Genomic DNA, 21,181 nt, shown 5'->3' on the forward strand with positions numbered 1-21,181 from the left:
TTTATTCTTTCTCAGATAAAGGTTGATTGCCAGTATGCTTTCTGCCTGAAAGGTAGCCATGAATACTATTGCGTAAGTGCTGGTCTTTATTTGAGGGCAAATTTTTTCTGATGGCGAGCGGACTGTTTTCCATCCCGTAAAAAAGGCGGCGTTTGAATCTGCAAAACTTACTGTTTATCAGCGGCTTGGTGTTGTTCAATATAGCTTTGAATAAAGCTGCGCAACTCCCTTGCTGCAGTGCTGTTGTGGTTTTCGCATAGTTCAATAAAGGTGTTACGCATCTCTTTGTCGATACGAATCAAAAGTTGGCTGTCCTTCTTTTTCTTCTTCTTGTCTTTGTTGGGCATGGGGCTGGAGGGTGAAGGACTGGTGGCAAAATTGTACCCAGCAACATGGTTATGTCAATTTTGTTACAGTGGGCAAAGAAGAGTGTTTTACAGAATTTCACTGGAAACTCTGTGGGTTAGGCGGCTAGACTAAGCCGGATTACAGCAAGGACACAACAGATGAAAAAGACAATATTGGCAGCACTTTGTTTACTGACCAGCCAAACCGTAATGGCCAATGGCGGCATGTACGGCCTGTTTAGTGCCGGTTATGCTGATGCCAGCCAAGGTCAGGCCGGTGATAAAGGCATCGGCTACAGTTTTGCAATGGGCTACGAGCTGGATAAGCAGTGGTTCGTTGAAGGTGGCTTTCAGCAGTTGATTGATGAGGACGGCGACGCGCCGGCACTTTCCAATCTTGGCTCAGAAGATAGCAGCAGCCTGAAAGCCGATGCGTTGTATCTGGCATTATTGGGTAAAGCATCTTCACAGGCGGGGACGCTGTTTTACCGGGTTGGTGTAATGAGTGTAAAGCTCGAATCACAGGCTTTTATTGGTAGTAGCCAGTCTTGTGAGGAAGGCGAGGGCAGTACCTACAGTCTTGATGGTGGTGATGCTGTCCGTTGCAGCTATGATGAAACCATCGCAGCTGGTGTGGTTGGCCTGGGATTTGACTTTAAGGTTGCTGATGCATGGGATGTGCGCATTGAAGCGCAACATGTACGCGGAAAAGATGGCTTTGAAGCCAATATTGGCCAGATCGGACTTCGCTATAACTTCTAAAGCTTAGCGTGGCTGGTGTTTACAAGTTTTCTAGATTCGCCAGTAATTTTTCCGCCCATTCTCTGATGACGGTTTGCTCAATGGCGGTTTTTTTCTGCCATTGGCTTACCATCAGGCTCATCCTGGGATTTTTGCTAAAGGCTTGTTGGTGCATATCGATAAAGTGCCAGTATAACGCATTGTAAGGACAGGCTTTTGGCCCCGTGCTGAGTTTAGGCGAGTAGGGGCAAAACTGGCAGTGATTGCCCATTTTATTCAGATAGTTGCCGCTGGCAGCATAGGGTTTACTGGCCAGAAAGCCGCCATCTGCATACAGTGCCATTCCCAGGGTGTTAGGTAGTTCAACCCATTCAAACGCATCTATGTACACCGCCAGATACCACTCACATATTGCTTTAACATCCAGCCCCGCTAGCAAACTGAAATTGCCGATTACCATCAAACGTTGAATATGATGCGCGTAAGCCTGATGCAAAGACTGGTCAATTGCCTGCTGTAAACAGCGCATTTGTACTTTGCCATGCCAAAACCATTGGGGAAGTGGCTGCCTAGCGTTGAAATGATTTAAGTCGGCGTACTCCGCCCCCTTGTACCAATACAGTCCTCGCACATACTCCCGCCACCCAAGCACCTGTCGGATAAATCCCTCTGCAGCGTTAAGGGGAATTTGACCTTGCTTATAAGCCTGCTCGACTCCTTGACAGACTTCCATGGGGCTGAGTAACCCAATATTAATGTAAGGAGATAAAATACTATGGAAAAGGTGTGGTTGGTTATCCGCAAGGGCATCCTGATAATCGCCAAATTGATCCAGCTTGGTGCGAATAAAGTCCTTCAGTGCACTGAGTGCCTGCTCTCGGGTAACAGCGAAATTAAAGTGTTGTAACACTCCCGGGTTCTGTGGAAATTCTCTTTCTATTAAGTCCACAACTTGTTGTGTAATGCTGGTCAATGGCGTTGAATGGCTAGGGGGAATGTCCAACTCCTGGGCCCAGGGCTTACGGTTTTGTTTATCGAAATTATATTTGCCTCCTTCCGGACGCCTATTGCTCATCAGTAAGCCGGTTTGTTGACGAGCCCATTGATAGTAGTGTTCCATCCTCGGCTGTTTGTGACTGCTAAACCAGCTAAGCATTTGTTGCCTGGAGAAGATGAAATTGTGACTGGCAAACTCCCTGACCGGCAGGGGGAGTGATTGCTGCCAGGTATTGAACTGGTGTTGCAACCTGTGCTCACCGGGTTCAATTAGCCAAAGTGCCTTGTAGTGTTGCTGGCGCAGTTGGTGGTGGAGTAGGGCGGAAAAGTCTGGCCAACGGTCTTTGGTTTGCAAATAGTCATAATAATGTACACAAAATCCCTGTTCTTTCAGCTTGCTGGCAAAGTGACGCATAGCCGAGAAAATCAAGGCAATCTTAAGCTTGTTGTGGGGTACATAACTGGCTTCTTCAACAAGTTCGGCCATTAGGATATGGTCATTAGCTTTATCCAGTTGCTGAAGTGCAGGATGATTGATATCTAGCTGATCGCCAAGTAACAGCAGCAGTGTTGGCAACATTGGGATAATTTACTCATAACTTGTATCAGGTTTAATATTCGTAGCGTGGCGCTAATAGGATCATCATTAGCGCGTCTTTTTTGCGTAACAGGGGAAAGTCATGAAAAACGAATTAGACAGCCGTTTTATTCTCAGCGTGTTTGAAAAGATTAAAACCCATGGGAAAGAAGACCAAGAGGGGCATATTTTGGAAGGCGTGAGAGCCTATACGGATTTTGATGGTTACACGCTGTTTTTGCAGGATGCTTCAGTGCTGCTTAGCTTTGGTTTTCACAACCAATATCATTTTCAATATGAAAAAGCCGAGCAGGTCGAACAATTCGAGAAAAAGCTACAGCATATCCACGCAAATTATTAGGTTTATAGGCTTTAGGCGGGCATCACAAAATAGTAAATGGATAAATAGTGGCAGGTGCATCCCGCGACGACAAACAGGTGCCAGATGGCATGGGTAAACTGATAACGCTTAGCCACGTAAAATATTACACCAATACTGAAGCACAACCCGCCTGCCACCAAAAGCCACATACCCGCTCCGGGTAAGGCTTGGTAGAGCGGGTAAATAAAAGCGAGGGACAGCCAGCCCATAAATAAGTACAGAGTCAGGGACAGGCGAGGAAAGCGATGTTTAGCCAGCCATTTAAAGGCTACACCTGCCAGCGCAATGGACCAAATCAAGGATGTTCCCAGTGTACCAGTCCAGCCCCCTACGCTAACCAACATAAATGGCGTGTAAGTACCCGCTATCAATAAATATATTGCACTATGGTCAAAGAGTTTAAGCCAACCCTTTACCTTTTGATGGGTCACCGCGTGGTAAACTGTCGAAGTTAGAAACATCAGCAGCAGTGACGTACCGTAAATACTGGACGCGGCAATGGCTAAACTGGATTCGCTGCGCATCAATAGTAGAATTAAACCTACCACGGCAACAACAAAGCCAATACCATGGCTCAGCGCATTCAACCATTCTTCTGCGGCGCTATACGGACGTGATGAAGACAAGGGATGTTCCATTCGGCATTCGGTGTTACTCAGTATAGGCAGTATAGGTATTCAGCGAACACTTGTACACTGAAAAGGTGAAAGGCAGCGCAACTAATAAATGCAGGCTTGAGCATGACAGATCCCCTTACCAAGATTAATTCAGAAACAGCATCCATTTGGTACTTGTATATAGTCGAAAACCGCCTGGGCCATTGGTACACCGGAATTACCACTGACCCTGAGCGGCGTTTCGCAGAGCACCAGGCCAGTGGTAAAAAGACGGCAAAGGCATTGCGGGGAAAAGGGCCTTTGGTCATGCGCTACTGTCAGCCCATGGAGAGTCGTCGTCAGGCCAGTCAGATGGAATATCAGTTGAAACAATTAACAAAGGCTGAAAAACGCCGATTTGTTAACGGGCAACTCAGCCTGCCTGGGGAGTGAATAGTGAAGGATGCCGGTTAGAGCGAGTTGACCTTTTGAGTATAGATTTTGCAGCAGTTTGTAGGCCCTTTATACAAGGCAGAGCGAACATTGTGTAGTTATTCTACATGAGTGAGTAATAACGCCGTAGAAAGGGCCTACAAGCGCTGCCCGAAGGGTTCAACCCAACCCCTCCTGCTCGGTGTTGCCGGGCTTTGACTTAGGCCCACTAGGCCTGCAGCCCGGCGTCGTGACCAGAAGGGGCTGGATTTGAACAAAATCTATACTCAAAAGGTCAACACGCTCTAGATTATTTATCTTGGTTTGGAGGAGCTTTGTCTTGCTGCTTATCTGTGGTTAACTTCACCAGCATTTGCTGAATATGATCTATTTGTTCCTGAAGATGCTCAACCTGATCGTGGATACGGTGAATACGACGATTCTGCACCGCAAGTTGATCTTTTTCTTCGGGGGTAATGAAAAAAGAGGCGATATAGCCTGAAATCACCCCAAATAAGCTAACGCCACTGATAATCAACAGGACACTAACCAGCCTGCCCGCGGTGGATATAGGGTAAAAATCGCCGTAACCAACGGTGGAGATAGTGACTAAACTCCACCAAATGGCATCTTCAGCGGTGGTTATGTTGGCGCCGGGTAAGTCGTGTTCGATCAGATAGATAGATAACCCTGCTGCACCTATTAAGATAACCAGGGTGACCATCATGGTTGCCAGGGTGGTTTGGATCCGGTCTTTTAAAGATGGTAATGCCAGATGCCGGGTTTGTTTGAGCAACCTCACCACCCGCAGAACTTGCAGAAAGCGCGCAAGTCGGAAGGGTTCGATTAACGGGATACTGGCAACAAAATCTATCCAGTGTGACTTAAAGTAGGCAATGCGGTCATGGGCAACCAATATGTGGTAGCTGAAGTGGATAAGAAACAGAAAGCAAATCAAGGTGTCCATAAATAGCAGGTAGCTGCGCACATCTTTGGGCAGATCCGCTAAAATCAGCACGCAGATATTGATCACTGCCACCAGCGACAACACCATCATACCGATATCAAAAGCACCGAGTTTATTGCTTTTGGCCATCAGGACACCAATCCTAACAAGAGTAATGCCATGCCTATGGTCAGGGCCATTTCCACACTGGCCAGGCCGACATTATGTTGATGGTCTACTTCTCTTACCATATTGATTCCGGGTAGCACTAAACGTTTAGCTACCCAGGCTAATGTGATAGTCAACAGGGTAAACAACATTGCCAGGAGTAGCCAGCTCAATAGATTGCTGACGTAGGCTGTTGGATGGTACTCCAAAAGCTGGCTGGCGGCGCTCACCGAAAAGGCCGTACCCAGTAGCAAACCACCGTGCTGAATAGCCAAAGCCACTTGTCCCCCGACCAATACATCCTGCATTGAGTCATTCTGGTTGTCCTGTGCAAAACGCCGCTCCATCAAGCGGGTAATGATCAACATGACCGTTAGAGACACGACAAAGCCGCTGAGTAGTGCAATGCCGCTATGTATGTCAAAGCCTTGGGTCCAGAGTAAAACACTGCGCAACATGATGGCCACGGCAATGGCGCTGGCGCCGTCCACTAAGGCAATACTGACGTTACGATTGAGGATCTGCTCACGCTTATCCAACCTGTCCAGCACCAGTCTGTCATGGGCAAATCGGCCTACTTTGATAAGCAAAATACCGACAACGCCATATACCAGCATTTGTATGGACTGGGCCAGGTAATCGTCTGACGAGGCTCTTTCTGCCGCGCTCCATAACACGATAGACAGCGCCATCAGGCTGGAGGCAACACTGATGCCAAAGGCAAAATTGTCCTTGCCTGACAATTGATCGGTACCATCAACTCGTGTCCACAAACCAAATACCCAGCGCATCATAATTAACAACACTAGGGCAATGGCAACATCCAGACCTATATACAGTAAGGCCTGAGGGGTGATGGGCAGTGCCATCAGATCGGTTTTCATCAGCGACTAAAGTTTATTTTGCTAAGGCCTTAATTATTCAGTAGTTTAACTGCCAACCGCAAGAGCTGAGCGGCAATTGATGTGGTTTAACGGTGGATTTGTGTCTTGGAATGGCCATGTGGCTTCATCGGTGGGAGGCCTTAGATTGTTCTGCACTTCAGGGCCGCACCCTAATTACTGTCGATGTATAGTGATTAACCATGTTTAAGGCCTTAGTTGGCACCCATACAATCCGGCAATCATGTCTATCCAACACCGCAGCTTTCTCCAGATTTCATAAGGACAGTCATATGCGCATGACAGATTTATCTCCCTCACTGCTTTCAATTGGTCATAAGCATTGGCAGAGACTACTGGAGTTACACCCTCAGGCTGAATGGCTGGCTGCGATGGAAGAGTGCGCCGTACCGGTGTTTTCCATGAGTGACTTTGTGGCGCGAAGCTGCTTACAGGATGTGGAAATACTGCGTTACCTATTACTCGATGGCGGAATATCGCCACAGATGCCCGACTATGCTGGCTTGCTGGAGGAGGCGCTAAGTACAGTCACGGATGAAAACCAGATGCACAGAGTATTACGCTTTTTCAGGCGTCGACACATGGTGCGTCTGGCCTGGCTGGATTTTACTCATGGCCAAAGCATTGACGACTCACTTGTACAGGTTTCAAAGCTTGCCAATGCTTTAATAGAGCAAGCTTGTCACTGGTGTTATCAACAGTTGGCTGAGCGTTACGGTACACCAATGAGTGATGGCGTGGCGCAGCCTCTGCTTGTGCTGGGAATGGGCAAGCTAGGTGGGGAAGAGCTGAATTTTTCATCCGATATCGACCTGATTTTCTGTTACCCAGAACTGGGTGAAACCGAAGGTGGGCGACGAACGCTCGAAAATCAGCAGTTTTTTGTCAAGGTTGGACAGAAGCTGATTACGGCCTTGAATCAGGTCACGGCAGACGGCCAGGTTTTCCGGGTCGATATGCGTTTGCGGCCATTTGGAGAGAGCGGTCCACTGGTGATGCATTTCTCTGCGTTCGAAGACTACTATCAGGAGCAGGGCCGCGAATGGGAGCGCTATGCCATGGTTAAGGCGCGCATCATCAATCCTGTTGCTCCTTTTGCCGATGAGCTCAAAGGGATTCTGCGTCCATTTGTGTTTCGTCGTTATATGGACTTCTCCGCGATTGAAGCCCTGCGTAACATGAAGCGCCTGATCAGTCAGGAAGTGCGTCGTCGGCAGTTAACCGACAATATCAAGCTGGGTGGCGGTGGTATACGCGAAGTGGAGTTTATCGTGCAGGCTTTCCAGCTTATCCGCGGAGGCCGGGAAGCGGCCTTGCAACATCCTGGCTTATTTGCCGTGCTGAATGAATTAAAAGCGCGGGCTTGGTTGAGTGTAGAGGATGCTGATGCATTAGGGCAGAGTTATCGATTTTTACGCAAGGCTGAGCATCATTTACAGCAATTCAATGATGAGCAAACACAGACCCTGCCGGCAGACGATATTGGTCGCCAGCGCCTGCATATCGCCATGGGCTATGATGACTATGCTGCTTTTTACCAAGCATTAGAAATGCATATGCAGACCATTCATGGTCAGTTTATGGAGTTGATTGGTGATGAGAGCGAGCAAGAACCCAGTGAGGAAGTTAACGAGCTTAGCGATCTCTGGTGCTTACCCTTAACAGATGAGGAAGCCTTAGGGTTATTGGCTAAATTTCTGGATGAACAGCGCGCTGGTGAATTTTGGCATACCCTCAGTGGCTTTGCCCAAGAGATGCGTAATCGGGCCATGGGGACCCGGGGCCGTGAGTCACTGGACAAACTTATGCCGTTAGTGCTTTGTGCTTGTTTGAAGGACAACCCCAGCCCCAGCATGGTGTTGGCACGTTTATTCGGGGTGCTTAAGGCCGTCTGTCGTCGCACTGCTTATTTGGATCTGTTACTGGAGAATCCTGGTGCCTTGGCGCAACTGGTTCGTTTATGCAGTGCCAGCCCTTGGATTGCCGAACAGATCGGTCGCTTCCCCATCCTGTTAGATGAACTATTAAACCCTCAGCATTTGTATCAGCTAGCGCCGCTGGATGGTTACTACAGTGAGTTACGCCAATTTCTGCTACGCATTCCTGAACAGGATCTTGAAGCGAGAATGGAGGCGATGCGCCAGTTTAAGTTGAGTCAACAACTTAAGATTGCCGCAGCAGATGTAACAGGTGTCCTACCCCTTATGAAAGTGAGTGATCACTTAACCTTCCTGGCCGAAGCGTTGATTAAACAAGTGGTATTGGACGCCTGGCAGCAAATGACGGAAAGATATGGCCAGCCCGACGGCGTAGTTGCACCGCAACTGGGTTTTGGTGTGATTGCCTATGGCAAGTTGGGGGGGATTGAACTGGGGTATGGCTCGGATTTGGATTTGGTATTCGTGCATGATTGTGACAGTCAACAAGACACTGTCGGTGGTAAGCCCATCGAGTCTCGTCAGTTCTACATTAAACTGGCCCAACGTATTATGCATTTGTTTAACACCAAAACGGCATCGGGTCAGCTGTACGAAACGGACCTAAGATTACGTCCTGCCGGAAATTCTGGCTTGTTAGTTTGCCACATTAATGGCTTTGCTGAATATCAACTACAAGAAGCCTGGACCTGGGAGCATCAAGCCTTATGCAGAAGTCGTTTTGTATTTGGTGATGAGATGCTGGCCGCGCGTTTCCAGCGTATTCGTAAACAGGTTATTTGCCAACCACGGGATAAACCCAAGCTAGCCGATGACGTTCGACAGATGCGGGAGAAAATGCGTGAACATCTGCAAGCGGGTCAAGGATTCGATCTTAAGCAGGGGAGCGGTGGTATCGCCGATATCGAGTTTCTGACCCAGTACTGGGTGCTAAGTGAAAGTCATCAGCATAATGCGCTGTGCTTCTGGTCTGATAATGTCCGAATACTCGAGAGTTTGCAGGCGCATGGGGTGATTAGTGAACAATGGGCCCGCTCGCTGACCGAGGCTTATCTGGCTTATCGGGATGCCGGACACCGTTACGTGTTGGATGGGCAGCCTGCCGTAGATGAGAGCGGCAGATTCGATGAGTTGCGTGAGCAGGTCAGACTGATATGGCAGCAAACCTTAGGTTAATTTGGCTTGCGGTTATTTCATTGATGTGGCGCGTTCTGCTTCTGCGCTGATAGCTGCATCGGTCGGGGTACAAAACTGGCGCAGGTAGTCTGTGGGTTTATCCGTTATCACCAGGGTGCGCTGTTTAGGACAAAAAAAACCTTCTACCGTGCCGGAGAAGTTACTGTCTACGGCACGGGCAATTTTATTCAATGTGCCCACCACAGTGTCATCGACCTGGAAATTGTTCTTCACTACAAAATCCTGATTCAGCTCCCATATCACCTGCATACCTTCGCTTTGTGCATAGTTGCTGATGATTTCCCGTAACGTACCGCCAGCTTTGAAGGTGCGGTATTTGTGTTCGCCTACCCAGCGGCCAGATGCGGGTTTCTGAACGCTTTCCATGGCCTGCAAGCGATCGTTCAACGGTGTGTCCTGCTCGGACAGGGGCATAACAAAGTCGCTTTGCTCTTCAGGATTAGGCTCTCCTGAAGAAGTGCGGTATTCAGCATAGAAGCTTGATAAACCTTTTGCTGGATCTTTCTTAACCGTTTGACCTTGTGGTATTGGCTCATTTTTTTGGTGTTTTTGCAGTTGGATGACCACCACAGCAATGATGATGAGTGCAGCCGCCAGGCCGAGTTGTCTGGCCCAGAACATGCTGGAAGAGAAAGGCTTTTTACTCATAAATCTACAACGTTCGTTGTTGGTAACCTTTAATATAAAGACTCAGGATTTTCTGGTGGACGGGTTTTATAGCGCTTGTGCATCCACAGATATTGTTCCGGTGCCATCATCACCAACTCTTCTATCTTGCGATTCACCCTTGCCACATCCTCTTTATCGTCACCTGACGGAAAATCTTCAAGACCGGGAAAAATTCTAACCTCATATCCATCTGGGGTACGAATCGGAACAATAAACACCGTTTCGCAATTAGACTGGCCTGCGAATAACAAGGTGCCTGTTGTTGTCGCGGCGTCTTTTACTGCAAATAAGGGTACGTATTCGCAGCGCTTAGGCCCGTAATCCTGATCGGGGAAATACAGGCACAGTTCGCCACCGTTGAGTGCCTTGAACATTTCGCTGATGCCACGCTTATGAATCATATACCGGTTTGAACGGGCACGGCCATGGTATTGCATGTACTCCATCAAAGGGTTGTTATGCTTACGATAAAATACTACGGATGGGTGAACCAGCCCCATAACACGGCAACTGAATTCCAGATTCATGTTATGAATGGCTAAGCCCATTACCCCCTTGCCTTTGTCCAGAATGGCTTGCACATGCTCATATCCTATTACCTTACCCATGGGCTTAACCCGCCAGTCTGGCCACCACCAGCCCATGCCAGTTTCAAACAGGGCGATACCCGCTGAAGCCAGATTCGCTTTCAGCAAAGTTTGACGCGCGTTGTTGTCCATATCAGGAAAAGCTAATTGCAAATTGCGCTCTGCCACCTTGCGTCTGGACTTAAGCGCTTTGAAAAGCAGATGTCCCACCGCTTTACCCATTAAAATTTGTACTTTATAGGGAAGCCAGGAAATCACATACAACACAGCGATACTTAGCCAGGTCAGCCAATACCGGGGATGAAAAAATGCCAGTTGAAAACGGGGAGCTTTTACCTGCACGGTCTACCTAATGAAAAATGTTTGGCGCATTCTAGCCTAATTTGTGCGTGGCTGACATCTGACCGCCACACATTGATATTCAAGGTAAATGTCGTTGCTTATGCAATCGCAGCGCTACTACCTTGTGATACAATTCACAGCAGTGACTAAAGCGGATGTAACGTGATGAATATTCCTGATTTTTCCAAGGCCAAGGTATTGGTGGTAGGCGATATTATGCTGGATCGCTATTGGTCTGGTTCCACCGCCCGGATTTCTCCAGAAGCACCGGTACCTGTGGTAAGGATTGGTCAGAATGAAGAGCGTCCAGGCGGCGCAGCAAACGTCGCACTAAACCTGGCAGCCTTGGGTGCAAAGGTGACGTTAGTAGGGATGACAGGGAATGACGAGGCAGCAGCCATACTACAACGTAAGTTGTCATGTATGGATATCGATTGCCAATTTGAAGCGGTGCGGGGAATGGACACTATCACTAAGCTGCGTGTCCTCAGCCGCAATCAGCAGCTTATTCGACTGGATTTTGAACAGAGCTTTGCAAAGGTAGATAAGACTGCTTTGCAGAGCAAGGTTGCCAAGCTGCTCGCAGAGCATGATCTGTTGCTGTTGTCGGACTATGACAAAGGCTGTTTAAGCGATGCTCCGGGACTTATTGCGCTGGCCCGGCAGAATAACAAACCCGTGGTGGTCGATCCCAAAGGCAGTGATTTTGGCAAATATTTGGGAGCGAGTCTGTTGACTCCCAATATGAGTGAATTCCAACAGATTGTTGGGGATTGCTCGGATGAGACGGTGCTGGTGGAGAAAGCGCAGGAACTGGTGACCGAACTGCAACTGGACGCCCTACTTGTGACCCGCTCTGAGCATGGTATGACACTCATATCTCCTGGGCAGCGTGAATTGCACTTGCCCGCCAAAGCAAAAGAAGTTTACGACGTGACGGGCGCTGGTGATACTGTGATTGCCACCTTGGCTGCTTCAGTTGCGGCGGGCAGCAGTTGGGTTGATGCCAGCGTGTTGGCTAATGCCGCGGCAGGAATTGTGGTGGGCAAATTAGGAACGTCTACCGTTAGCGTTTCAGAGCTGGCCATGACGGTGGGCATGGAGCAGCATGCCGGGCGCGGTGTGATGACCGAACAACAGATAAAAATGGCTGTGGAAGCTGCGCGATTGCGTGGTGAAAAAGTGGTCATGACCAATGGCTGCTTTGACATTTTGCATGCCGGGCACGTTTCTTATCTTGAGAATGCTGCACAGTTGGGGGAGCGCCTGATTGTGGCGGTCAACGATGATGAATCAGTACGTCGTTTAAAAGGTGAAGGGCGACCTGTCAATTTGGTAGACCGGCGTATGTCGGTGCTTGCTGGACTGGCCTCAGTTGACTGGGTATTTGCGTTTAGTGAAGACACTCCTCAGCGGGTCATCAGTGAAATCCTGCCTGATGTTTTGGTAAAAGGCGGAGATTACCAGGTGGAGCAGATTGCCGGTGCCAAAGAGGTACTCGCCAATGGGGGAGAGGTTAAGGTTCTGAATTTTGAAGATGGCGTGTCCACTACCGGCATTATTAAAAAGATTACCGGTGTCTAGCATACCGAATAGTGTGCTTATTCTCCCTTTATTTACTGAAAATGCTTCAGGCCCGTTTTACGGGCCAATTAAGTCCTTGGTGGTTCGAACCTAATTTGTTCTGACATGAGTCTGAGGTTCAGCCTGGAAATTGCGTATATTGATTGCTTGTTTTGAGACCAGGCCTTAGCATTAAGTCATTGCGTCGCTGGGAAGTGACTTGTTTTCAGACAAGCGAGTTTTTTAATGTACGAAAGCTTTTACGGACTTAATGCAAAACCATTTCAACTGACTCCCGATCCTAGTTTCTTCTTTGCCAGTAAATGGCACAAAAGAGCACTTTCCTATCTGGAATATGGGCTAGCTCAGGCCGAAGGCTTTATTGTGATTACCGGCGGTATTGGCACCGGGAAAACGACAATAGCCAATAGCTTGTTGAATGAAATTCAAAAAGACATTTTCGCAGCGCAAATTGTTACCCCTAAATTGTCGCCGGATGAGCTGGTTAAAATGGTGGCCAGTAAATTTGAGCTAAATACTGATGGTAAAACCAAAGCCGATATTCTTAAGGATCTGGAAAAATTCCTGTTCGACTTGAATCATCAGGGCAAACGCGCACTGTTGCTGGTGGATGAGGCTCAGAATCTGCCTCTTGAGACCATTGAAGAATTGCGTATGTTGTCCAACTTCCAGGCGAAAGGTAAACCATTGCTGCAGAGCTTTTTACTTGGTCAGGAAGAGCTTCAGCCGATATTGCGTGCGCCCAATATGGAGCAATTCAGGCAGCGGATCGTTGCCTCATGTCATTTGTCACCACTGACCGACTCTGATGTTCGCCGCTACATAGAGTTTCGTCTGCAGCATGCCGGTTGGCGTGGCGGTGCGCTGTTTACCGACGGTGCTTATCAGAAGATATTCGAGTTCACGCAAGGCGTGCCGCGTAAGATCAATACCTTGACCGATCGTATTTTACTCTATGGATTCCTGGAAGAATTACAGGAGCTCAACGAGGAAGCGGTGGAAGCTGTGGTAAATGAAGTGGCCGATGAAATGTTTATTCAGCCACCTGCGCCCGTTGTTGATGCCAGCCCAATCAGGGATACTGACAGCCCACAGCAAGAGGGGCAAAGGCCAAAAGATATTCAGTACTACAAAGATATGCTCAAGGAACTAACGGACGCGCTGGATGACGCCATTAATCAAAAGGTAAAGCTGACAAGGTACATAGATAAACTGTTGAAAAAGAAATATAAGACCTATGTTCGTCTGAAGTCGGATGAAGAGTAAGGCTTGTATTCTCCTATACCGGCTCAGTCAGCAGTGAAATCGAGCTAATCTACAAAGCGCAACATATAAGTTGAAATAGCATACTAAATGTTGTGCATGACTTAGTTTTTTTGTTAGTAGCCAGTCAAAATAGAATTCTGGAGAATGCGGATAAGCAAAAGGAAACCGGCATGCTAGAGACGGATTTCAATTTGAGAAAGCGCTCCAGACGACAGGCCTATTATCATGATAAATATCGTCATGAATTACTCCTTATAGGCCTGTTGATGATGGCTGTTTTATTTATCTGGTAGCAGTGCTATGAATCTCAAAACTTATAGCTGTAATCTAAGGATAAACGCGTATCCTGCAAGGAGCGGTCACTGTCACCTGCGTCTCGGTCAAGATAACGTAGTGCTAATGTAACGTCGGCTTGCTTATTCAGATCTCTTGCTAAAGATAACTTATAACTGCGTACTTGCTGGTCGTAAGACAGTCCTGTCAAAGCATCACTTCTTGAATAGTTGCCTTGCAAATTCAACCGTGTTCTTGGCCCCATTTTATAGGTCAGTGACAACTGAGCTGAGCGGGTACGTTGCGCACTATTTGACTCCAAATATTCAATATTACCGTAGTTATAATTCAGATAGATTGAAACTTTTCGCTTGTCATAGCCCAAGTTTATGAATGCAGACTCTCGTACAATGACTTCATCAGTTAACTCACCTTCTACTGTTGGAATGATGATTCTGACTTCATCAATATCCGGCTCATAGCTTGGAGAGTCTGGGATGTAGCAATCGGTAACTTGTGCGTTGCCTTGAGGGCAAATAAGCACGACCGGCTGCCCTGGTACCAGTTGCAGACGTGAGTAACTGGTCAAGCCTTTGTCATAACCCATGCGTGTCCGCCAAGAGCGACTGTTATGGGTCAGGCTAAAATTGTAGTTATCACCGAAAAAGCGTTTATCATAACTGGCTTGGACAGCACTTCTGGTGCTAAGAGGCCAGTTGATATCAAAACCAACGTAATTGCTTTCCCTGTCTTCGTGCTTAAATTTGTTATAGGTAATTCCGATAAAACGTCCTGAGTCTCTGCGCCACTCTAAGCCGCCCCCATAACTGGTAGAACTTAAGCTTTGATCGCTTACGCCGCCAGAGAGTCCTTCATTTTGATAATCTGAGCCGACAACGACTAAATGCAGATCAGAGAATAATCCCACTCCAACTTTACCAGCGATACTCTCACTGGTGATGTCGTTTTGTCCTTTTCGCTTAGTTTTCTGATAGCTATTACTGATATCCCAATAAACGGACTTGAACTCCCTGCCTTGATAAAGTCTGGCTGTGCCACTGTATGTTTCGCTGTCTATATCGTTGAACACACTGTTGGCATTTGGACTACTTTGGCTGCGTGACTCCCCTGCTCGCGCAAATAGACTGAAACCAAGGTAAGAAGGTCGCTTCGGAGAGAACGAAAAGGAGGCGTTATTGCTCTGTACAGTGCTCAACTCCTCGGCATTTAATATGGGATCCGTGACACCGCTATCGCCAGAAAACAATGCCCGGTGAGAGCGATTGCTTTGCACGGTAAACTGGATACGTTGATCCCAAAGCCCCATCCTGGAGTTGAAATTATAATCGGTAAATTCTTTGTCCAACGTTGCGCTGTCTTTACTCTGCCTTACGGTTGTATTTTCGACCCGCAAAGCAGCTTTTAATAGTTGGCTTTTATATGTAGTTGCCAGAGAAGGCTTTAATAGCAACGCATTGTTGTGCGTTTTATTTTGCGTATTGGTGTGTTCTGTCTCATAAGTGAGTGTAGAAACGTCAACCACTGGCGTAAACGTAAGCTCGCCGCTTTGCACCATAAAAGGTTGCAGTGCTATGGCACAAGCTACGCTGACACGCTTCATGCATCCTTCTCCTTGGAGCCAGTTGAGTAATAGTAACCGTAGCCGTAGTCGTCTCGTTTTGAGCGCTGGGCTTTATTCACGATGAAACCTTTGGCCATATCCGGATTCAGCGCTTCTATGGCAGTTTGTATATCGGTCAGCTTAGTGCGGCCTTCTTCAACAACAATTATGGCTTGCCCTGCAAGGTTGGCCAGAATGGCGGTTTCGTTGACACCTAGCATGGGAGGAGTATCAAAGATCACTACTCGGTCAGGATAGCGGGTGGCAAATTCCTGAACGGTTTCCAGCATTTTCTCACTGGCCAATAGCTCTGTTGAAAGATGATGTGTTTTGCCTGCGGGAATTATCCGCAACGTATCTATATTGGTGTGATATATCACCTCTGAAACATCGCTTACTTCGCCCAGCAAATACTCCATCAAACCATTTGGCATCTTTTGATTAAGGGTACGCATCACATTAGGGCGTAGTACATCTGCATCCACCAAAAGCACGGTTTTATCCTGCTCCAGTGCAATACTGAGCGCCAGGTTTATGGCGTTGTAGGTCTTACCTTCGTTCGGGTTCGAACTGGTGACCATTATAATATTGGGATTATTCAATGTTTTGGCCAGAGGGCCAAAAGCGTTGTTCAACACTTTGCGTTTGATGGTTCGGAATTCTTCATTGATTTTGGTTCGTGTCGATGAACCGGAGACGAAGGCTTCCTTATCCAATTCGAGTACAATGATGTCCTTGCTGTCATCAGCTTGAACAGAAGTTTCGCGCGGTGCAGAAGAGGCAATGCCCTGAGAATCGACTCCTGTCTGCGCTGATTCAACCGCTGTTGTCTGCTGCGCTTGCGTAGCTTCGGCCTGCTTTGCTTGCTCCGCTTTTTGGCGCTGTAATGCCTTTTCTATTGTGCTCATAGCAGTCCTCCAAACAGTTGTTTGGGGAACCCGCCATATACGGCTTCAATCCAAACCAGTAGCACAAAACCAAACACTAACACTGACGACGACATAGCAAAAATAATCAGGCGTTGTCTGTTCTGTTGGTTCAATTTTTCAGCATTACGATGAGACACTAAGCCTAAAACCGGAGTTTTAAAGTGTTCAATCAACTGCTTGTAGTTTACCACCACAGGGTTGATTTGGCTGACCAGGAACGCAATACCTAATCCCGAACCAAAACCCACAATCAGTACCAACGAATAGAATATAATTCTGGCCGGGCCGGAAGGTTTGGTAGGGAGCAGGGGAGGATCTATCACTCTAAATTGCACATCATCAGAGGTTGCCTCCGCTTTTCTGGACAACTGTGCTGATTCACGACGTTGCAGCAACTCTTCGTATTTAGATTTGGTGATACCATAGTCTCGGTTAAGACCCGTCAGTTCAGCTTCCAGCTCAGGGATCAGATTTATTTTCTCTTCCAAAGTCTGAACATTGGTTTGATAGTTTTCAACCCTGACCTTAATCGAGGCAATCTCACTTTCCAGATTTGCCACGCTGATCTTCATTTGCTGATACACTGGATTTTGGTTGAGGTTACCAAATTGGCTGTAAGTACCTGAGTTCTGGGCTGCTTCACTCATACTTTCTAACTGTGCTCTACGATCTTCTTTAAGTCGGTCAAGCAAGGCTTTTGTCTTGATGACATCTGGATGTTCTTCGGTATAGCGAATCAATAAATCATCCAAGTTACTCTCTAAATTGGATATGCGCGCATCATACTGGGTCGATATACCGCTGTTACCAGATAGCTCAGGAGTAACTAAACCAAACACAGGCTCCTCGCCTTGAAGCTGAGCGAGCGCGGAAGATAGCTGCGATTCGAGCTCTTTCATCCTCAACTTAGCTTGTTCCAGCAATGCTCTCTCGTTTTGTAACTGAGCATAATAGTCGCTGTTTCCGCCTGGCAAGACCTGTTGCCTGGAACGTTTGAATTCCGCCAAGCGTTGCTCTGAGTCCATCAGACGCTGCTCATATTCATTTATCTGTCTGTCCAAGAACTCTTCAGCTGAATCACTGCTTTGGCGTGTGCTACCAAGATTGGACTCGATAAACTCGTTTAACGTGATCTGCACGATACGCTGAGCCAAGGCGGGCGTATTTGAGGTGTAACTAATGGTATAGATATTCGCGTCTTTTGTGCTGCTCAGACTGATATCTCCGCGCAGCTTTGCAATCATCTCTTCAAATTCAGCACTTGTCTTAGCCGAGATATCCAGGTCAGCCTCACGAGCAATCTTTTCCAGATTGGGGCGGCTGAGTAAAGTGCGGGCAACTAAATTGACTTGCTGCTCCGGATTATTATAGACAGCCAGCCCTCTTAACAGAGGACGAAGAAGACTGTTTGTATCAACGAACACTCTCGCTGACGATTGATAAGTATCGGGAAGCGATATGACATACAGCCATCCGATTGGGCAAATAAGCCAGGATGAAATGATGACATAACGCTTCTTTATCCAAATCCCTTTGAGATAGGTCTGGATCTGGTCAATAACCTGTTGAAATCCAATCATACTTTCTACTGCTTTGGGGAGGTTTAGAACCAGGCCTCGGGAATAATCAGGATATCGCCTGGAAGCAAATCCACGTTTTCGGAGATATCACCTGATTTTACCAGTGAATCAAGATAAACAGAGTACTCCATTTGCTTGCCATCTACGACTCGGATCAGTTTCGCACTGTCACCTGCTGCAAACTCGGTAAGCCCGCCCACAGCAATCATCAAATCCAACAGCGTCATGTTTTCTTTATAGCTGATAGCTTGTGGGTTGGTTGCTTCACCTATTACTCGCACCTGTTCGCTGAACGGGCTTGAGAAGCCGGTCACGCTAACTGTGACAATAGGATCGCGGATGTACTTGGACAGCACATTCTCCATATCCCGAGCCAAGGCGGTTGGGGTTTTACCTGAAACCTCAACATCCTCTACCAGCGACGTAGTGATTTTCCCGTCCGGGCGCACAATAAAGGAGCCTGAAATTTCGGGGTTACGCCAGACGAAAATTTGTAGGTTATCGCCGGGACCAATCAGATAATTGTAATTATCAGTGGACGTGGTTAACGAGGCATGAGTTGTAGCTGGCGGCAACGTTTGCACGCTACAGGCAGAAATCCATGCCGAGACAGAAATGATCAAGGCTAGCTGAGTGGCTCTGATGGCGTTCATGTTAGTCATATTCCTTACTTATGGACTTCGTAGACTTAAGTCTGGCAAAACTATCTGTTTTCGCATTAACATGTTGCAATATAATGCTATGACAAAATAAGTTAGTCTATCCCTAATACTTTTTTTAGCCTGACTTTTTGAACTAATAATTTTAATAGTAAAGGACTTAATCTGTGAAGGCTGCCAACCGGCGTCAATCTAAACGCTCAAATATACTGGTTTTATTGGAAGGCGCGCTGATTGCTTATCTTGCCTATATCGCTAATACATTGATTTTGCAAGTTTCCCACACACCTCCTCCATCGGCTAACCAATTGGCTTTCAATGTGATACTTTTTACCTTTCTGGTATTAGTTTCAGCATTGTCTGTTGGGTTGTACGAACCAAAGTTGCGCGAGACCTTTCGTGGCATTATCCGACGAATCTTTGTGTGTGTAGCGCTCAGCTATTTTGTAATGGAATTGATTACCAGTACATTTTTAATCAAGCTCGCCTTACACCCTTATTACTTACCTACCGCTTCTGGATTGGTGATTCTGGCTTTGGTTTTATTTCGTTATTTTTCCAACCGACTTGGTTTGTTGGGGTTGGGCAAAGTCAGACTGATTGTTCTTGGGGCGGGAGAGCGCGCTTCCATTATTGAAAAACGTATGCGCAGGGAAGTTGATCGAATTGGTTTTGACTTACTTGGTTTTATTCCTATTCCTGGCGATGATCGCAGCAGTGGTATTCAGGCCGAAAAATTGATTCATGTAAAAGTAGATGAAAATTTCCGGGATTTTTTACAGGAAAATGATATTGAAGAAGTGGTGATTGCCTGTGATCAACGCCGCGGAACCTTGCCCATAGAGATTTTATTCGATTGTCGAATTCGAGGAATTGAAGTTGTTGATATCCTCGACTTTATGGAACGTGAAACCGGGCAGATTGTGGTTAATTTGATATATCCGAGCTGGGTTATTTATTCAAACGGTTTTTCAAGTCAGAACTATCTGCGAGATATGCTGGATTACGGTATCAATGCTTTTTTGGCTTTGCTGGTACTGCTATTTACTTGGCCATTTATGTTGCTGACAGCACTATTGATATATGTGGAAGATGGCTTCCGAACAGGTGCATCGGTCTTCTATAAACAAGAACGTGTTGGTCTGAATGGAAAGCTGTTCAAAATTATAAAATTTCGCAGTATGCGCCCCGATGCAGAAAAGGATGGCGCCAAGTGGGCAACACAAGGTGATAGCCGGGTAACCCGAATTGGTAACTTTATTCGAAAGTACCGCATAGATGAACTGCCCCAGTTGTGGAACGTATTAAAGGGCGAAATGAGTTTTATCGGTCCTCGCCCTGAGCGTCCTGAATTTGTTGAACAATTGATTAAGCAAATTCCTTATTACAATCAGCGTCACAATGTGAAGCCTGGATTAGCCGGTTGGGCGCAGCTCAATTACCCTTATGGGGCAAGTGTTGAAGACTCCATGGAAAAACTGAAGTTTGATTTGTACTACGTAAAGCATCAAAGCTTACTGCTGGACATTTTGATCCTTATCCGGACTGTTGAAGTGGTGCTGTTTGGAAAGGGTCGTTAAATGAGAGATCTGCATACTTGTTTGAATGCCATGACAGTCGATGTGGAGGACTTTTTCCACGTTTCTGCATTTGACAAAATTATCAAGCCTTCGGATTGGGATGATTATCAACCTAGAGTCGATGCCAATACTCGCCGTTTGTTGGATGTGTTTGCCCGACATGGTGTGAAGTCGACATTCTTCATTTTGGGGTGGGTGGCGGAGCGCTACCCTGAGCTGATTAAAGACATTCATGCACAAGGACATGAAATTGCCAGCCACGGTTATTCTCATCGCCGTGCTTATGAGCAAACTCCCGAAGAGTTTAAGGCCGATGTGCTGCGATCTCGGGATCACTTACAGGACTTACTTGGAGAGGCCATAACCGGCTACCGAGCCCCGAGTTTCTCAATTGGTTATTCCAATGAATGGGCGTTTGAAGTGTTAGCAGAATTAGGATTCCGATACAGCTCCAGTACCTATCCTGTGAAACATGATCTTTATGGTACGCCAGATTGGCCTCGTTTTGCTTACCTACGTAAGGAGAATATTATCGAGATACCGATACCAACCTTAAAGGTAATGGGAAAGCAGGTGCCTATTGGTGGTGGTGGGTATTTTAGGCTTTATCCCTATGGCTTAACTCGTAAACTGGTACAAAAGTATTTAGATAAGGAACGCCAACCTTATTCCTTTTATTTTCATCCCTGGGAGATCGATGCAGAACAACCTCGGCTGAAGAATGCATCCGCAAAGTCTAGGTTCCGTCATTATGTCAACTTGAAGCACACCGAATCGAAGCTGGAAAAGTTGTTAGAGGACTTTAGCTGGTCGACCATGAAAGATGTATACGGGATAAGTTAATCGTTATTGGTAATTCTCCTTTGGGAG

General features: G+C 46.9%; 19 protein-coding genes. 8 read left to right on the top strand and 11 right to left on the bottom strand.

The window, feature by feature from the left end; translation table 11 throughout:
• Positions 1–167 precede the first annotated feature (167 nt).
• A complete protein-coding gene (locus J0A65_RS10755; RefSeq protein WP_206594187.1) occupies positions 168–347 on the bottom strand; it encodes a hypothetical protein in 180 nt (59 codons plus the stop codon).
• A gap of 159 nt (positions 348–506) precedes the next feature.
• On the opposite strand from J0A65_RS10755, the gene J0A65_RS10760 reads away from it, so the two are divergent.
• Positions 507–1,109, top strand: coding sequence for an outer membrane beta-barrel protein (locus tag J0A65_RS10760; RefSeq protein ID WP_206594188.1), 603 nt, complete (start codon positions 507–509; stop codon positions 1,107–1,109).
• A 19-nt stretch (positions 1,110–1,128) separates the two neighbouring features.
• Here J0A65_RS10760 and J0A65_RS10765 read toward each other — a convergent pair whose 3' ends face one another.
• Positions 1,129–2,664 (bottom strand): cryptochrome/photolyase family protein, encoded by a 1,536-nt coding sequence (locus J0A65_RS10765; RefSeq protein WP_232849880.1) that lies wholly within the window; start codon positions 2,662–2,664, stop codon positions 1,129–1,131.
• Positions 2,665–2,764: 100 nt separating this feature from the next.
• Here J0A65_RS10765 and J0A65_RS10770 point away from each other — a divergent pair, with 100 nt between their 5' ends.
• Positions 2,765–3,022 (top strand): DUF3081 domain-containing protein, encoded by a 258-nt coding sequence (locus tag J0A65_RS10770; RefSeq protein WP_206594189.1) that lies wholly within the window; start codon positions 2,765–2,767, stop codon positions 3,020–3,022.
• A gap of 11 nt (positions 3,023–3,033) precedes the next feature.
• On the opposite strand, the gene trhA is transcribed toward J0A65_RS10770, so the two are convergent.
• Positions 3,034–3,681 carry a PAQR family membrane homeostasis protein TrhA gene (trhA, locus tag J0A65_RS10775; RefSeq protein WP_206594190.1) on the bottom strand — a complete coding sequence of 216 codons (648 nt, stop codon included), beginning with the start codon at positions 3,679–3,681 and terminating at the stop codon, positions 3,034–3,036.
• A gap of 102 nt (positions 3,682–3,783) precedes the next feature.
• On the opposite strand from trhA, the gene J0A65_RS10780 reads away from it, so the two are divergent.
• A complete protein-coding gene (locus J0A65_RS10780; RefSeq protein ID WP_206594191.1) occupies positions 3,784–4,092 on the top strand; it encodes a GIY-YIG nuclease family protein in 309 nt (102 codons plus the stop codon).
• Positions 4,093–4,381: 289 nt separating this feature from the next.
• Here the strand turns inward: J0A65_RS10780 and J0A65_RS10785 are convergent, their stop codons facing one another.
• Together J0A65_RS10785 and J0A65_RS10790 are read right to left on the bottom strand one after the other, a co-directional pair.
• The gene (locus tag J0A65_RS10785; protein WP_206594192.1) at positions 4,382–5,167 is read right to left on the bottom strand and encodes a potassium channel family protein; all 786 of its coding nucleotides are present in this window, start codon (positions 5,165–5,167) and stop codon (positions 4,382–4,384) included.
• The gene (locus tag J0A65_RS10790) at positions 5,167–6,069 is read right to left on the bottom strand and encodes a DUF350 domain-containing protein (RefSeq protein WP_206594193.1); all 903 of its coding nucleotides are present in this window, start codon (positions 6,067–6,069) and stop codon (positions 5,167–5,169) included. Before J0A65_RS10790 ends, J0A65_RS10785 begins: the two co-directional genes overlap by 1 nt.
• 290 nt (positions 6,070–6,359) lie before the next feature.
• Here J0A65_RS10790 and glnE point away from each other — a divergent pair, with 290 nt between their 5' ends.
• Positions 6,360–9,200, top strand: a complete 2,841-nt coding sequence (gene glnE / locus J0A65_RS10795) for a bifunctional [glutamate--ammonia ligase]-adenylyl-L-tyrosine phosphorylase/[glutamate--ammonia-ligase] adenylyltransferase (RefSeq protein WP_206594194.1) — start codon at positions 6,360–6,362, stop codon at positions 9,198–9,200.
• A 12-nt stretch (positions 9,201–9,212) separates the two neighbouring features.
• Here glnE and J0A65_RS10800 read toward each other — a convergent pair whose 3' ends face one another.
• Positions 9,213–9,869, bottom strand: a complete 657-nt coding sequence (locus J0A65_RS10800) for a TcpQ domain-containing protein (RefSeq protein ID WP_206594195.1) — start codon at positions 9,867–9,869, stop codon at positions 9,213–9,215.
• A 29-nt stretch (positions 9,870–9,898) separates the two neighbouring features.
• Positions 9,899–10,819 (bottom strand): LpxL/LpxP family Kdo(2)-lipid IV(A) lauroyl/palmitoleoyl acyltransferase, encoded by a 921-nt coding sequence (gene lpxL, locus J0A65_RS10805; protein WP_332874330.1) that lies wholly within the window; start codon positions 10,817–10,819, stop codon positions 9,899–9,901.
• Between the two features lie 165 nt (positions 10,820–10,984).
• Here lpxL and hldE point away from each other — a divergent pair, with 165 nt between their 5' ends.
• Together hldE and J0A65_RS10815 are read left to right on the top strand one after the other, a co-directional pair.
• Positions 10,985–12,403, top strand: coding sequence for a bifunctional D-glycero-beta-D-manno-heptose-7-phosphate kinase/D-glycero-beta-D-manno-heptose 1-phosphate adenylyltransferase HldE (gene hldE, locus J0A65_RS10810; RefSeq protein ID WP_206594196.1), 1,419 nt, complete (start codon positions 10,985–10,987; stop codon positions 12,401–12,403).
• 225 nt (positions 12,404–12,628) lie between these two features.
• Positions 12,629–13,669, top strand: coding sequence for an XrtA/PEP-CTERM system-associated ATPase (locus tag J0A65_RS10815; RefSeq protein ID WP_206594197.1), 1,041 nt, complete (start codon positions 12,629–12,631; stop codon positions 13,667–13,669).
• A gap of 307 nt (positions 13,670–13,976) precedes the next feature.
• On the opposite strand, the gene J0A65_RS10820 is transcribed toward J0A65_RS10815, so the two are convergent.
• The 4 genes from J0A65_RS10820 to J0A65_RS10835 are packed head-to-tail and all read right to left on the bottom strand — an operon-like array spanning position 13,977 to position 18,725.
• Positions 13,977–15,563, bottom strand: a complete 1,587-nt coding sequence (locus J0A65_RS10820) for a porin family protein (protein ID WP_206594198.1) — start codon at positions 15,561–15,563, stop codon at positions 13,977–13,979.
• Positions 15,560–16,471, bottom strand: a complete 912-nt coding sequence (locus J0A65_RS10825; RefSeq protein ID WP_206594199.1) for an XrtA-associated tyrosine autokinase — start codon at positions 16,469–16,471, stop codon at positions 15,560–15,562. Before J0A65_RS10825 ends, J0A65_RS10820 begins: the two co-directional genes overlap by 4 nt.
• Positions 16,468–18,072 carry an XrtA system polysaccharide chain length determinant gene (locus J0A65_RS10830; RefSeq protein WP_206594200.1) on the bottom strand — a complete coding sequence of 535 codons (1,605 nt, stop codon included), beginning with the start codon at positions 18,070–18,072 and terminating at the stop codon, positions 16,468–16,470. The genes J0A65_RS10825 and J0A65_RS10830 overlap by 4 nt, the downstream gene beginning before the upstream one ends.
• 23 nt (positions 18,073–18,095) lie before the next feature.
• Positions 18,096–18,725, bottom strand: coding sequence for an XrtA/PEP-CTERM system exopolysaccharide export protein (locus J0A65_RS10835; RefSeq protein ID WP_206594201.1), 630 nt, complete (start codon positions 18,723–18,725; stop codon positions 18,096–18,098).
• Positions 18,726–18,898: 173 nt separating this feature from the next.
• On the opposite strand from J0A65_RS10835, the gene J0A65_RS10840 reads away from it, so the two are divergent.
• Positions 18,899–20,311 carry a TIGR03013 family XrtA/PEP-CTERM system glycosyltransferase gene (locus J0A65_RS10840; RefSeq protein WP_206594202.1) on the top strand — a complete coding sequence of 471 codons (1,413 nt, stop codon included), beginning with the start codon at positions 18,899–18,901 and terminating at the stop codon, positions 20,309–20,311.
• Complete coding sequence (locus J0A65_RS10845) at positions 20,312–21,154, top strand: XrtA system polysaccharide deacetylase (RefSeq protein ID WP_206594203.1); 843 nt, start codon at positions 20,312–20,314, stop codon at positions 21,152–21,154. It abuts the gene before it with no gap.
• The last annotated feature ends 27 nt before the right edge of the window (positions 21,155–21,181 follow it).

This window comes from Bowmanella yangjiangensis, from assembly GCF_017255015.1.
In the GTDB taxonomy this organism is placed as follows: domain Bacteria; phylum Pseudomonadota; class Gammaproteobacteria; order Enterobacterales; family Alteromonadaceae; genus Bowmanella; species Bowmanella yangjiangensis.